General features: G+C 59.4%; 14 protein-coding genes. 6 read left to right on the top strand and 8 right to left on the bottom strand.

The window, feature by feature from the left end; genetic code table 11:
* Positions 1 to 80: 80 nt before the first annotated feature.
* Positions 81 to 422: a DUF6124 family protein gene (locus BVK86_RS25380; RefSeq protein ID WP_075948995.1), complete on the top strand. Its 342-nt coding sequence runs from the start codon at positions 81 to 83 to the stop codon at positions 420 to 422.
* 312 nt (positions 423 to 734) lie between these two features.
* Positions 735 to 1,457 carry a type III secretion system effector phosphothreonine lyase gene (gene ospF / locus BVK86_RS25375; RefSeq protein ID WP_075948994.1) on the top strand — a complete coding sequence of 241 codons (723 nt, stop codon included), beginning with the start codon at positions 735 to 737 and terminating at the stop codon, positions 1,455 to 1,457.
* On the opposite strand, the gene BVK86_RS29880 is transcribed toward ospF, so the two are convergent.
* Positions 1,436 to 1,777, bottom strand: coding sequence for a hypothetical protein (locus BVK86_RS29880; RefSeq protein WP_162279036.1), 342 nt, complete (start codon positions 1,775 to 1,777; stop codon positions 1,436 to 1,438). The two genes, ospF and BVK86_RS29880, sit on opposite strands and share 22 nt — an antisense overlap.
* A gap of 326 nt (positions 1,778 to 2,103) precedes the next feature.
* On the opposite strand from BVK86_RS29880, the gene BVK86_RS25370 reads away from it, so the two are divergent.
* Positions 2,104 to 3,024, top strand: coding sequence for a LysR family transcriptional regulator (locus BVK86_RS25370; protein ID WP_075948993.1), 921 nt, complete (start codon positions 2,104 to 2,106; stop codon positions 3,022 to 3,024).
* Here BVK86_RS25370 and BVK86_RS25365 read toward each other — a convergent pair.
* Positions 2,945 to 3,538, bottom strand: a complete 594-nt coding sequence (locus BVK86_RS25365) for a DinB family protein (RefSeq protein ID WP_075948992.1) — start codon at positions 3,536 to 3,538, stop codon at positions 2,945 to 2,947. The genes BVK86_RS25370 and BVK86_RS25365 overlap by 80 nt on opposite strands.
* Positions 3,539 to 3,819: 281 nt before the next feature.
* On the opposite strand from BVK86_RS25365, the gene BVK86_RS25360 reads away from it, so the two are divergent.
* Positions 3,820 to 4,836: a GlxA family transcriptional regulator gene (locus BVK86_RS25360; protein ID WP_075948991.1), complete on the top strand. Its 1,017-nt coding sequence runs from the start codon at positions 3,820 to 3,822 to the stop codon at positions 4,834 to 4,836.
* 100 nt (positions 4,837 to 4,936) lie between these two features.
* Positions 4,937 to 5,254: a DUF2388 domain-containing protein gene (locus BVK86_RS25355; protein ID WP_075948990.1), complete on the top strand. Its 318-nt coding sequence runs from the start codon at positions 4,937 to 4,939 to the stop codon at positions 5,252 to 5,254.
* Positions 5,255 to 5,359: 105 nt separating this feature from the next.
* On the opposite strand, the gene BVK86_RS25350 is transcribed toward BVK86_RS25355, so the two are convergent.
* Positions 5,360 to 6,151, bottom strand: a complete 792-nt coding sequence (locus tag BVK86_RS25350; protein WP_075948989.1) for an SDR family NAD(P)-dependent oxidoreductase — start codon at positions 6,149 to 6,151, stop codon at positions 5,360 to 5,362.
* Between the two features lie 124 nt (positions 6,152 to 6,275).
* Here BVK86_RS25350 and BVK86_RS25345 point away from each other — a divergent pair, with 124 nt between their 5' ends.
* A complete protein-coding gene (locus BVK86_RS25345; protein WP_075948988.1) occupies positions 6,276 to 7,220 on the top strand; it encodes a GlxA family transcriptional regulator in 945 nt (314 codons plus the stop codon).
* A gap of 23 nt (positions 7,221 to 7,243) precedes the next feature.
* Here BVK86_RS25345 and BVK86_RS25340 read toward each other — a convergent pair whose 3' ends face one another.
* From BVK86_RS25340 to BVK86_RS25320, 5 genes are all read right to left on the bottom strand, one after another.
* Complete coding sequence (locus BVK86_RS25340; protein ID WP_075948987.1) at positions 7,244 to 7,909, bottom strand: HAD-IA family hydrolase; 666 nt, start codon at positions 7,907 to 7,909, stop codon at positions 7,244 to 7,246.
* Positions 7,910 to 7,974: 65 nt separating this feature from the next.
* On the bottom strand, positions 7,975 to 8,382 hold the full coding sequence (locus tag BVK86_RS25335; protein ID WP_075948986.1) for a response regulator: 408 nt from the start codon (positions 8,380 to 8,382) through the stop codon (positions 7,975 to 7,977).
* Between the two features lie 112 nt (positions 8,383 to 8,494).
* Positions 8,495 to 10,105, bottom strand: a complete 1,611-nt coding sequence (locus tag BVK86_RS25330; RefSeq protein WP_075948985.1) for a GMC family oxidoreductase — start codon at positions 10,103 to 10,105, stop codon at positions 8,495 to 8,497.
* 187 nt (positions 10,106 to 10,292) lie between these two features.
* The gene (locus tag BVK86_RS25325; RefSeq protein ID WP_075948984.1) at positions 10,293 to 11,510 is read right to left on the bottom strand and encodes a mandelate racemase/muconate lactonizing enzyme family protein; all 1,218 of its coding nucleotides are present in this window, start codon (positions 11,508 to 11,510) and stop codon (positions 10,293 to 10,295) included.
* Position 11,511: 1 nt separating this feature from the next.
* Positions 11,512 to 12,831 (bottom strand): MFS transporter, encoded by a 1,320-nt coding sequence (locus tag BVK86_RS25320; protein ID WP_075948983.1) that lies wholly within the window; start codon positions 12,829 to 12,831, stop codon positions 11,512 to 11,514.
* Positions 12,832 to 12,858: the final 27 nt, after the last annotated feature.

Raw genomic sequence — 12,858 nt, 5'->3', positions numbered from 1 at the left:
ACCAACCTGTGCATGGCCGCCACCTTCGTTTGGTAGCGAACGGTGATGGCTCCTTTATTACGATGAGAGGAGTTCTATGTATGTGCAAACCCACGCCACCAAACACCGATCCAATCGCCCCGAACGAAAACCTCCATTCACAAAAAAACCAAGAACACATTGACCACATCCTCTCCGCCACCGACATCCGCGCCACCCCACGCACACTCTGCACGATGTACGTCATCGACCCGCAAATCGACGTCGAAACCCTCCTGGGCGATGCGTGCGAATCACTGGCCTCGGCCCATGTCATGACCCTGGACCTGGCGGATCGGACAGAGGGATCAAGCCGCAACACCCTGCTGGGCATCGCCCAAGTCATCATGCTCGGCGAACTGGCAGTGAACCGGGCTCTGGATCGAATCGACCCACCTGCATAAACGCAATCCCCTGTGGCGAGGGAGCTTGTCGGATCGCCGCACCGTCCCGCTGGGTCGCGCAGCGGCTCTAACCCCTGCAACCTCGGTCATTCAGGCACACCGCATACGCAGGGTTTACGACTGCTGCGCAGCCGAGCGGGACAGTGCGGCGATCCGACAAGCTCCCTCGCCACAGGGTTTAGGGCGTTCAGGAAAGCGTTGATGAACTCAAAACCTGCTCTATAACCCTGCGGGTTTGAGCTGTTTTTGGAAGAGCTGCTCCTAGAATGCTGCGTAGAGTGCCGGCCCCTTACATTGCGCCGAGAATGGCTCATGCCCATCAAAAATCGCCCAGCTCTCCTGGAGCTCACTCAACTGAAATTGAACGTACTTGATGCCGCTACACCACAGTCCACACATAGGTACTTGAACTCCAATTTTGAAAGTTTGATACACCAGATGCGCATCGAGCCGGTGCCTGACTTCAAGCATGCGTCTCATGCTCCGGACTACTGCAACATACTTCGAAGTGGGTTCTATGATCGACATAACAGCTTCATGTTGAACAACAGTGGAGAAGACGTGTTCATACACGCGCGTCGTGAACCAGCTCAATGCACAGGTCCGTTTGACGGCGATAAGTTTCACCTCAGCATCAAACCCGATGAGGTGCCAGAGGCATTTGACGCATTACGTGGGCTACTCTTTTCCGATGACAGTCCAATTGACCAGTGGAAAGTCACAGATATGGAGAGAGCAGAACCTGCGAGTCGCGTCAGCGAGGGAGCCCAATTCACCCTCTACGTAAAATTGGACCTGGCGAGCGAGCAAAACTTGGTACAGGAACTGCATCGCGTGCGGCACTTTGTGGAATGCCTGGAGTCGATACTGACCGAAAGCAACATCCAGCCTGGCCAGCACCCGGACTCAGACATTCGCCCCTCGTCCTGGCAGTACGTCAGCTATAGAAACGAACTGCGCAGTCAGCGTGAAGGAAACGAGGCACAAAATCAGATGCTCAGAAGCGAGCCGTTCTACCGGTTGGTCACTGAATAAACACCGCGGATAAACTGCCCTTCTCCACAGCCGATCAAAGCCGTATGCAGAACCTGTGCAGGAGCAAGCCTGCTCGCTCCTAGCGATTGCATTTCGAGTGCTTGTTTAATGGCTGTCAGCGTTACTTCATGAAAGCTACAACGCCTTGCGTCGTTGCCTACGCTTACGCCAGAATCCGCCGGCTTGTGCGCCTTGGGGCCGGGTTCTATCGTTGGCCGGTCGCTGAAAAACAGTGATCGGGTTTGGTAGCCCGGATCTTCCAGGTGTGCAAGTGCGACCTTCTGTGAAGGCTTTTTTGTCTTTACATTTATGGTGGCCATGCGCAGGGCGTCTTCGGAAGCGCCGGATTCCTGGGATTACGAGGGTGTCAGAAATTTTGTGTTCGGGCATAACATGAGTAAGAGGTGCATGTATGGCAACCAAAAAGAAACCCCTGCGTGACCTACCAAAGTAAACGCCATCCCTGTGGCGAGGGAGCTTGCTCCCGCTGGGTCGCGCAGCGGCCCTGAACCCTGCCGCCCAGGTCATTCAGGCAACCCGCCTACGCAGGGTTTACGACTGCTGCGCAGCCGAGCGGGAGCAAGCTCCCTCGCCACGGGGTTTGGTGCTTTACTTGAAAAAACCGAGCCCAAGCGAGTAAGCCGTGATGAACCGCAACGATCTGCGCCGCGTGGACATGAACCTGTTGGTGATTTTCGAAACCCTGATGTTCGAAAAAAACCTGACCCGCGCCGGGGAGAAACTGTTCCTCGGCCAGCCTGCCGTCAGTGCGGCACTCGCCCGATTGCGCGATTTGTTTGATGACCCGTTGCTGGTGCGTAACGGTCGTGTGCTGGAGCCGACGCCCCGGGCGCTGGCCATTCTCAAGGAGTTGCAGCCGGCGATGGACACCATTTCCGGCGCGGTGAGTCGGGCCAAGGATTTTGATCCGTCGATCAGCCGCGATGTGTTTCGCATCGGGTTGTCCGACGATGCCGAGTTTGGTCTGTTTCCACCGCTGCTCAAGCAGATCCGCGAAGAAGCACAGAACGTTGTGGTGGTGGTCCGGCGGGTGAATTACTTGTTGATGTCATCGATGCTCGCCAGCGGGGAAATTTCGGTGGGCATCAGTTACACCACAGAGTTGCCGGCCAATGCCAAACGCAAAAAATTGCGCGACCTGAGCGTCAAGGTGCTGCGCGGTGATGATCGCCCCGGCCCGCTGACACTGGATGAATTCTGCGAGCGTCCCCATGCGCTGGTGTCGTTTTCCGGGGACTTGAGCGGTGCGATCGATAACGACCTGTCCCGTATTGGTCGCTCCCGTCGAGTGGTGCTGGCGGTACCGCAGTTTTCCGGCCTGCGGGCGTTGCTGGCAGGCACTGACATGCTTGCGTCGGTGCCGGACTATGCGGCGACTGCTCTGATCGAAGGCAGCGACCAGTTGCGTGCCGATGACCCGCCGTTCGATATCAATCTGTCGGAACTGTCGATGGTCTGGAACGGCGTCAGCGATAACGATCCGGCAGAACGTTGGTTGCGCTCGCGTATTGCGGAGCACATGTCTGCTCCACTGCCGAAGCATTGAGCGAATTGAAGTTCGGGTCGGTCTCGCGCAGGTAGATCGGCAGGTCGGTCATCGGCGGCATGGCCGGTATTTCGAAGTACATCTGGATCACCCAGCCCCGGTGATAGCTGGCGTGGTTGACCACATGCATGAGCATCGCGCCGGCGTTCATGGTGCCGCTTTCACCGGAGATAAACGTGAACCGCAGGGGTTTGTCCAGCGAGGCATCGGTCTGCCGGGCGCTCCAGTCGCAGTACCAGTGATCAACATTCTGTTGCGCCAGGCGCAGGTCGGGCAATGCCGGGTGCACCAGGTCATGGGAAGTCTTGAAACCATGCCCTCGGCCCTCAAGGTGAGCCTGCCAGAGACAGTCCACCACGTACATGTGATTGAGCGTGCCGATCATGCTCTTGAAGATTCCGGCGCGCTCCTTATCGATTTCGCCTGGCGGTAACTGCGCCAGATTGTCGAAGAGGCGCTGGTTGGCCCATTGTTTGTAATCGGCAAGCATGCGGGCAGTGCGGGCATTGATCATCGAACTTCTCCGATGGCGAATAGCGCTTCTCCCAAGGATAGCGCTATCCACGCCAAATGCCGCGGGTGCTGATCATCGGTACGCATCAGAAAATCCGACCCGGTGGACTGCACGATCCAGCCAGTCATGATCGGCACGATTTCTGTACCTGCCGGCAGTGCTAGAGTAAAACCGCTTGTTCGACTGACATAAAACCCTGAAATAATGACAGCCGACCAATTGCGTTAACCTTTAAGGCGTTTGCGAATTATGATTATTCCCACTCGCTGAAACAGAAGCCTATGAACATCGCAAACTCGTCCGCCCCCCACGAAATCCAATCCGAAGCACCGCGCCTGATCGTCTTCCTCGCTTACCCGGAAATGGGCCTGCTGGACCTGACCGGCGCGCAAACCGTGTTCTGGGCGGCCTCCCGTTATCTCAAGAGCAGCAATCTGCCGGGTTACACACTGCAAACCGCGAGCCTCACCGGCGGCCTGATTCAGACTGCCGAAGGCCTGGCAGTCGACACCGTGCCGTTGAGTGGTTTATCCGAACACTTGATCGACACGCTGATCGTCCCCGGGGCGCCGGAGATTATTCTGGCCATGAACAATTCCCTGGACGTTGTCGGCTGGCTCAAAAACGCCGCGACCAAGGTCAGACGTACCGCCTCGGTGTGCAGCGGCACGTTCCTGCTGGCTGAAGCCGGATTGCTCGACGACCGGCGCGCCGCTACCCATTGGGCGATGTGCGGCTTGCTAAAGGAGCGTCACCCGTCGATCGAAGTCGACAACGATGCGATCTTCATTCAGCAGGGCTCGGTCTGGACTTCCGCCGGGGTCAGTGCCGGCATCGACCTGGCCCTGGCGCTGGTCGAAGAAGATTGTGGACGTGAACTGGCGCTGCTGGTGGCGCGGGAAATGGTGGTGTTCCTCAAACGTCCCGGGGGCCAGGCTCAATACAGTGAATTACTGCAATCGCAGACCACCGACGGCGCCGTGTTTGACGACCTGCACCTGTGGATCTCAAAAAATCTTGCGAGCAATAACCTGACAGTCGACCTGCTCGCCCAGCAGGTGCAGATGAGCCCGCGCAACTTCGCCCGGGTCTATAAACTCAAGACTGGCCGCACCCCGGCCAAAGCGGTGGAGGTGCTGCGCGTGGAGGCCGCCCGACGCCTGCTGGAAGATTCCGAGCGCAACATCGATCAAATTTCCCGACTGTGCGGGTTCGGTGATGAAGAACGCATGCGCCTGACATTCCAGCGCAACCTGGGCGTCTCGCCAAGGGACTATCGCAACCGCTTTTCCCGTTGATCAACGGCCCGTTGCATCGGCAGGGAACTCCTGGGGGTCACCGGGCATCCTAATCGTTGTGGTACTTCCTTTATGCTCCACGCTTTCGGAGGACACCGTCATGCGACGTTTGTTGATCATTTCTTCCCTGGTACTTTGTTTGCCTTTCGGTTCGGCCATGGCCAAAGTGGACGCGGGTGATGTTGCCACCTCGGCCGGCGTATCCGCTTCGCTCTACTCGACGTTCAAGGACGACAAAATGATGATTCCCGCCCGTGACGACGCCTCCAGCTTCGTCGCCAGTGGCGGTGCGATTCGCGGTGTTTATCTGGAGCAGGTCTTACAGCGTATCCGGCAGGAAAACCCCGGCCTCAATGCCAGCGATGAAGATTTGGCGCAAGCCATTCTTGTCCAGCAAGGCGTTGCTGCCGATCACTGAAGACGACCAACCTCAGCGGTGGGGCTCGTGACACCTGGATTGCGTTTCCAGCCCTGCCTTGCTGTCGGTTGACCGTCCCCTGCCCCAGACTTGACCGGACACTGTTCAGCGATAACGCGGTGCCGCCGTGGAGTTGCCGAACAGCCCGCTCAACACTTGGCGCTGCGCTTCATGGCGGTCCCACTGGCTGCCATCGTGCAACCCCGGGATGGTCACCACTTCACCCTTCGCCAACCCCACCAATGCCGCATCGACCATGTCCTGCGCGGACATCACGATCTCCGGCGGCAGATTTTCCACCGGGTTGCCCGCTTCGCTCCAGAAGTCGGTCGCGGTGGCTCCCGGCAGCACTGCCTGGACGCGCACGCCTTTGTCGGACAACTCCCGATGCATCGACTGGCTCAAGCCCAGCACAAATGCCTTGGTCCCACCGTACACACCGTTGAGGATTTCCGGGGCAATGGCAACGATTGAAGAAATGTTGATCACCGTCCCGGCGCCGCGCGCGACGAAGCCAGGCACCACGGCGTAGGCCAGTCGCATCAATGCGGTGACATTGAGGGTGATCATGTCTTCCATCTCATCCACCGGGCTGCCAAGCAACGGCATGACTGCGCCGACCCCGGCGTTATTGACCAGCAGCGTGATGCTGGCATCGTTGCGCAGAATGTCTTCTACCCGCCGCACATCGGCCTTTTCCTTGAGGTCGGCGGCGACCACTTCCACGGTGCGACCGGTCTGGTCACTCAAATGTCTGGCCAGGGCATTGAGTTTTGCCTGGCTGCGGGCGACCAGAATCAGGTCATAGCCCTGGCGGGCGAGACGGTCGGCGTACACCGCGCCAATTCCCGACGAAGCGCCGGTGATCAATGCAGTGCCTTTGGATGAGAGCGCCATAATCGGTTTCCTTCACAGTGGGGCGAGATATTCGCCGGTTGGATACCGTTATAAAGGCCCTCGCCTGCGTCTCAAATGACGTTTAAAGTACGGTTTTAGGACATCACCATTTGAGGACATCCTGATGATCACCGTGGCGTTCGTGGTATTCGAAGGCTTCCAGTCCATGGCACTGGCGGCGATGCCGGTGTTCGAGTACGCCAACTTCAGCGCTGGCGAAACGCTGTACGACGTGCGCGTGCTATCCGCGGACGGCTGCTCGTTGCGGGCCTCCGGCGGTTTGAGTATCGGCACTGAAGCATTCGATGAGCGCGTGTTCGACACGGTGATCGTGGCCGGCGGTGATTCCATCCTCGAACAGGCGCCCGACGCGGTGCTTGAATACCTGCGCACCAGCGTCAACACCGCGCGCCGCACCGCGTCGATTTGTTCCGGGGCTTTTGTCCTGGCTCAAGCCGGTTTACTTGAGGGAAAACGCGCGACCACCCATTGGGCGTATGTGCGGCAGCTGCAGGAACGTTTCGAGGGGATCCACGTGGAGGCCGACCGGATCTACGTGATTGACGGTGCCATCTGGACCTCCGCCGGCATGACTGCCGGCATCGACCTGGCGCTGGCCATGGTCGAGAAAGACCATGGCGCCGACCTCGCCCGTTCGGTGGCGCAGAAGCTGGTGATGTATCACCGCCGCGCGGGCGGTCAGTCGCAGCATTCGGCGCTGCTGGAACTGGAACCGAAATCCGATCGCATCCAGACCGTCTTGACCTACGCCCGCGAACACCTGGACCAAGCGCTTTCGGTCGAGCAACTGGCCGAGGTGGCGCGCCTGAGTCCACGGCAGTTCAGCCGGTCATTCCGCGCCGAAACCGGTCAGTCGCCGGCCAAGGCCATTGAAAACCTGCGCCTGGAAGCGGCGCGGCAAATGCTCGAGCGCGGGCGTTTGACCCTTGACCAGATCGCCCTGGAAACCGGCTTCAGCGATCGCCGCCGCATGCGCGAAGCGTTCCTGCGGGCATTTGGACAGCCACCGCAGGTGATACGGCGCAGTGCGCGATCAGCGTCGACTTGATCCCGGCAGGCGCGCGCCTGTATTTAGCGCGGGCGCAGGCTGAGACGTTCCTCAGCCAAATGTGCCTCGACCCAATCGTAACCCGCCAACGTCGCATGCTCCGTTTGAATCGGTTGTTCATGCGCCGCCGTCACAATCAGCAGATCCGCACCCGCCGCTTCGGCCGCGAGAATCCCCACCGTCGCGTCCTCGAACACCAGGCATTGCGTAATCTCCACGCCCAGCCGTTCAGCCGCGAGCCGATAACCGCCAGGGTCGGGTTTGCCGAGACTGACGTCTTCGGCGGTGACCATCACGTCCGGCTCGGGAATCCCCGCCGCTGCCATTCGACGCAATGCCAGCCTCCTCGGCGCAGAGGTGACGATGGCCCATTGATCAGCCGGCAGCGACTTGAGAAACGCCGCAGCGCCGGCCACTTCCTCGACGCCCTCGACATCGTCGATTTCCGCCTGGGTGATCCACGCCGCTTCGGCTTCGGCATCCACACCGGGCAAGGCCAGGCGCGTGATGGTGTCGATGGCGCGGGCACCATGGATGGTCGGCAGGAAGGTTTCGACGTCGACACCATGGCGCAAGGCCCAAGTGGTCCAGACGCGCTCGGCGGCGGCAATCGAAGTGAGGATGGTGCCATCCATGTCGAAGAGGAAGGCACGGTAAGGGGTATCGAAGACGGATGTTTGAGCTGGCAAAAGGTCCTTCCTGTCTCAAGAGTCTGACGGATGTTTTGCGCAATCTACATGATCCGTCGCAACACCTACAGGACAGGTCGGGACTTGAGTGCGCCTTCCACACAATCGAGCAATTGCCCCAGCGCCCAGGGTTTCTTGATGAAAGCCACCTCGTGCCGGACCCCGGAGCTTTGCGGGGTTTCGTAGCCGGACATGATCATGATCGGCTTGTCCGGCCAGCGATCGCCAAACTGGTTGGCGAGATCGGCACCATTGAGTTTGCCGGGCATGGTGATGTCCGTGAGCAGCAAACTGACTTGCGCAGCATGCTGCTCCAGATACTCCGCTGCAGCATCGGCACTGTCTTGCGGCTGCACCTTGAAGCCTTCTTCCTGGAGAATTTCACAGAGAAATTCCAGGATCAGCGGATCGTCTTCAACCACCAGAATCAACCCTTCAGGAAGAATACCGCCCGCCGTCGTCACTTGGCTCATGAACTTGCCGCTCCCTGATTGCACCTATGATTTCACGGGTCTGAACCCGCTACCTACAAGTAGGAGCAGCGGACTCAGCGGAAATTCATTTTTGATACACCCAGGTGATAAATCAAGCGTCCTGCAGGATCAGATCAGCGCCCTTCTCGGCCACCATCAACACCGCGGCATGGGTGTTGCCCGAGGTGACGTTGGGGAAAATCGACGCATCGACGATGCGCAGTCCGTTGAGCCCGTGCACCTTCAGGCGCTTGTCGACCACCGACTTCTGCTCGTCGGCACCCATCGCGCACGAACCGCACAGGTGATAGATCGAACCGCTGTTTTCACGGAAGTACTGCAGCATTTGCTCGTCAGTCTCGACCACCGGGCCCGGCAACACCTCTTCAACGGTGATGCCCTTGAGCGCCGGCGCCTGCATGATCTTGCGCATCAGACGGCTGCCCTGGATCACCTCGTCGATGTCCTTCTGGGTGCTCAGGTAGTTCGGGTCGATCAGCGCTGCATCACGCGGATTTTTCGAGGCGATGGTGATGTGCCCGCGACTGGTCGGCCGGCACGGGTTGAAGCACAACAGGAAGCCAGAGTACGGCTCGGGCTTGAGGCTGGCCTTGTTGTTTTTCGGGATCTGGTACGACAGCGGGTTGAAGTACAACTGCAGGTTCGGGTTGGCCTGCTGCTCGTTGCCGCGGAAGAAACCGCCAGCCTGGTTGACGCTCATCGCCAGCGCGCCCTTGCGGGTGAACAGGTATTTCAAGCCGAGCTTGAACTGACCGAACAACGAGCTCAGTTCATCGTTGAGCGTCGCAATGTTGGCTTTGTAGTAGTAACTGACGCACAGGTGGTCCTGCAGGTTTTGCCCCACCGCCGGCAGGTGTTTGACCAGCGGGATGTTGTGCCTGGCCAGCAGTGCCTGATCGGCGACACCGGACAGTTGCAGAATCTTTGGTGTGTCCACGGCGCCGGCGCAGAGAATCACTTCCTTGTTGGCCGTGAAGGTGCGCGCCACGCCGTGCTGGGTGATGGAGATCCCGGTGGCCCGCTGTTGTTCATCGAACAGCACGCGGTCGACCAGGGCGTAATGTTCGACGGTCAGGTTCGGCCGGCTCAACGCCGGGTGCAGATGGGCGAAGCTGCTGGAACAACGCTGGCCGTCACGGGTGTTGACGTCGTAGATGCCCGCGCCTTCGAATTTCGGCCCGTTGAAATCGTCACTGTGCGGATAGCCCAGTTCATCGCAGCCCTTGAGGAACACATCGCAGATCGGATGGGTCTGGCCCTTCATCGGCGTGATGCTGATCGGTCCGCTGCCACCGTGATATTCGCTGTCGCCCAGCGGATGATTTTCCAGTTTGCGGAAGTACGGCAGTACGTCCTTGAAGCCCCAGCCGTCGTTGCCGTTCGCCGCCCAGTCGTCAAAGTCATGGGCCTGACCGCGGACATAAATCATCGCGTTGATCGAGCCCGAACCACCCTGCACTTTGCCGCGCGGGGCGTAGATTTGCCGATTGCCCAGTTGCTTCTGTGGCTGGCTGTAATACATCCAGTTGAAGGTCGGGTTGTAATACATTTTGGCGAAGCCGACCGGGATCTTGAACCACAGCGAACTGTCCTTCCCGCCCGCTTCCAGCAGCAGCACCGTGTGTTTTCCCGAGGCCGAAAGGCGATTGGCCAAAACACAGCCCGCGGCGCCAGCGCCAGCGATGATGTAGTCGTATGTCATGCACGGTTACCGCGTAAGTCGTTGTACAAAAAAAACCTTGGCCAGGCGCACATCCCTGTGGGAGCGAACTTGCTCCGGGCGGCGTTCCGACAATGGCGTCGTATCAGTCAACATCAATGCTGAATGTCAGGCCCTCATCGCGAGCAAGCTCGCGCCGACATGGAGTGCGCCAGGCCGCAATCTCCTGTCAGCCCCTGGCTGGCGATGTGTCTTTGACGTCCGCCGGGGTCGGTGCCATTTGCAGGTGCAGGCGCTCTCCGGTGTAGGGCGAATGCTTGCGCACCACGTCCATGTTCAGCTCTACGCCAAGGCCCGGTTCGGTGGACGGGATGATGTAGCCGTCCTCCCATTGCAGCGGCTTGGTCAGGACTTCGGCATGGAAACCACCCCAGGTCATGATGCTTTCCTGGATCAGGAAGTTCGGCGTGCAGGTCGCCAACTGGAAACTGGCCGCCGCGCCAATCGGCCCGTTGTAGAGATGCGGCGCGATCTGCGCGTAGTAGGCTTCGGCCATGCTGGCGATTTTCTTCGCCTCCAGCAGGCCACCGCAGCGGGCGACGTTCATTTGCAAGATCGATGCTCCGCCCGCCTGCAGCAACTTGAAGAATTCGTACTTGGTGGTCAGTCGCTCGCCCGTGGCAATCGGGATGCTGGTCTTGGCCGCGACTTGCGCCATGGCGTCTTCCTGGCCAGGCGGCACCGGCTCTTCGAACCACAGCGGGTCGTACTTCTCCAGACGCTTGGCCAGGCGGATCGCCGAGGACGGCACCATTTGCCCGTGGGTGCCGAACAGCAGGTCGCACTTGTCGCCCACCGCTTCGCGGATCTTGCGGCAGAAGGTTTCGCAGCGCTCCAGCACTTCCAGCGAGATCTGGTGCCCGGAATACGCGGTGTACGGTCCGGCCGGATCGAATTTCAAGGCGGTGAAGCCTTTGTTCATGTTTTCGATCGCGCACTCGGCGGCCAGGTCCGGGTCGTCGTAGTCGTACTCGCCCTTGCTGTTGACCGGGTACAGATAGGTGTAGGAACGCAGGCGTTCGTTGACCTTGCCGCCCAACAGTTCATAAACCGGTTTGTTCGCCGCTTTGCCGATGATGTCCCAACAGGCCATCTCCAGGCCGCTGACCACGCCCATCATGGTCAGGTCCGGACGCTGGGTGAAACCGCTCGAATAAGCCTGGCGGAAAAAACGCTCGATGTGGTGCGGATCCTGGTTCAACAGGTAGCGTTCGAACACGTCCTCGATGATCGGCAGCATGGCTTTGGGGCCGAAGGTGGCGGCGTAGATTTCGCCCACGCCTTCGATGCCGCAATCGGTCTTGATCTTGACGAACAGCCAGTACATCCCACCGACGTGCGGTGGCGGCACGGCAACGATATGGGTTTCAAGGGCGACGATTTTCATCTCAGGCACCTGTCTTCTTCAAAGATTTACGATTGATACGTGCGCGCAAAGTCAGGGCCGCCAGGGTTCCGAGCAGGCCGACGAAAGCGATGTAGCCGAAATACAGCTTGTAACCAAAGGCACCGGGGTAATGTTCGGTGAGGTAGCCGTTGATCAATGGAATGAACGCGTCCGGCAGGTAACCCACGACCGAGACAATGCCGATGGCCAGGCCGGTGATGCGCAGCGGAATGTTGCAGGTGTCGAGGATCGCCCAGTACAAGCCGCGAATGGCGTAGGTCATGAGGCCGATGAAGATCACCGTGCCGATCAGCAGGCCCATGCTGTTGAGCGCCGGGAATACGATCAGGCCCACCATCGCCAGGGACGCCAGCAACAGCGCCACGATCAGTACCGAAATGTTCGAGAACCTGTCACCCAGCCAGCCACCGCCGATACCGCCGATCGGGCGCATCCACAACTTGATGGTGGTGATGGTGCCGGCCATGACCGCGGTCATGCCGCCGCCCTGCAAATAGTCCGAGAAACTGTAAGTGGCCCAAAAGATGTGATAGCCGCAGAACACAATCGCGGTGACCAGCCACAGCTCCGGAATTTTCACCAGGGTGGCCAGGTCGCTGAGCAGGTTGAACTTGCCCTTCTCCACCGCCGCCGTGTCTTCCATCGACTTCGGATCCTTGATCAGCACCAGCACACAGCCGATGGCAATACAGGTGAAGGCATAGAGATAGACCACGTGCTTGAAGCCTTCGGCGGCCGATTCGCCACGGGTTTCAGTGGCGAAAGCGAACAACCCCAGCGCCACGGTGGCCAGCAAGGCTTCAACCAGACCGCGACCGCCATCGAGGATGCCGAAGAAGCGGCCCTGTTCAGTGTGGTGAGCGATCATCTTCACCCGCTTGAGCACCGAGGCCCAGAAGGTCAGGCCGGTGGTCAGGCCCCAGCAGCCAAAGATAATCATCAGGCCGGTCATCGACGGCGCGGTGGAATACCACAAGCCGAGGGCGCCGGTGGCGACCAGCGAAAAGAAAATCAGGAAACGTGGCGCAATGCGATCCGCCAGCCAGCCGCTGGGCAGGTACGACAACAGGAAAATCGTTCCCAGCATCGAGTACAGATAACCCAGCTCGCTGTGGTTGATCTGGAACACTTCGAGCATGGTGGTCTGGTAGACCTGACGCAGGTACAGGATCGGGTAGATCGCACCGGCGGCCAGCACCAGCAGCATCAGTTGGAAATAGCGACTTCCCTTGTCACTCTGGCGTTGTGTAACCGCGTTCGAACCCTGAACAGCGGCAGCAGTGGATGCATGCTTGGACATCGAGTAGACCTCTGGCGCCCGGTGGTC

This window comes from Pseudomonas reinekei (genome assembly GCF_001945365.1).
GTDB lineage: Bacteria > Pseudomonadota > Gammaproteobacteria > Pseudomonadales > Pseudomonadaceae > Aquipseudomonas > Aquipseudomonas reinekei.
This window is presented reverse-complemented; position numbering and strand designations above follow the sequence as displayed.

Coding starts and splice junctions, on each gene's coding strand:
- BVK86_RS29880 (WP_162279036.1), bottom strand. CDS start 1,777: ATGGCCACCATAAATGTAAAGACAAAAAAGCCTTCACAGAAGGTCGCA.
- BVK86_RS25350 (WP_075948989.1), bottom strand. CDS start 6,151: ATGGCGCTCTCATCCAAAGGCACTGCATTGATCACCGGCGCTTCGTCG.
- BVK86_RS25325 (WP_075948984.1), bottom strand. CDS start 11,510: ATGAAAATCGTCGCCCTTGAAACCCATATCGTTGCCGTGCCGCCACCG.
- BVK86_RS25320 (WP_075948983.1), bottom strand. CDS start 12,831: ATGTCCAAGCATGCATCCACTGCTGCCGCTGTTCAGGGTTCGAACGCG.
- BVK86_RS25335 (WP_075948986.1), bottom strand. CDS start 8,382: ATGAGCCAAGTGACGACGGCGGGCGGTATTCTTCCTGAAGGGTTGATT.
- BVK86_RS25370 (WP_075948993.1), top strand. CDS start 2,104: ATGAACCGCAACGATCTGCGCCGCGTGGACATGAACCTGTTGGTGATT.
- BVK86_RS25365 (WP_075948992.1), bottom strand. CDS start 3,538: ATGATCAATGCCCGCACTGCCCGCATGCTTGCCGATTACAAACAATGG.
- ospF (WP_075948994.1), top strand. CDS start 735: ATGCCCATCAAAAATCGCCCAGCTCTCCTGGAGCTCACTCAACTGAAA.
- BVK86_RS25330 (WP_075948985.1), bottom strand. CDS start 10,105: ATGACATACGACTACATCATCGCTGGCGCTGGCGCCGCGGGCTGTGTT.
- BVK86_RS25345 (WP_075948988.1), top strand. CDS start 6,276: ATGATCACCGTGGCGTTCGTGGTATTCGAAGGCTTCCAGTCCATGGCA.
- BVK86_RS25360 (WP_075948991.1), top strand. CDS start 3,820: ATGAACATCGCAAACTCGTCCGCCCCCCACGAAATCCAATCCGAAGCA.
- BVK86_RS25355 (WP_075948990.1), top strand. CDS start 4,937: ATGCGACGTTTGTTGATCATTTCTTCCCTGGTACTTTGTTTGCCTTTC.
- BVK86_RS25380 (WP_075948995.1), top strand. CDS start 81: ATGTGCAAACCCACGCCACCAAACACCGATCCAATCGCCCCGAACGAA.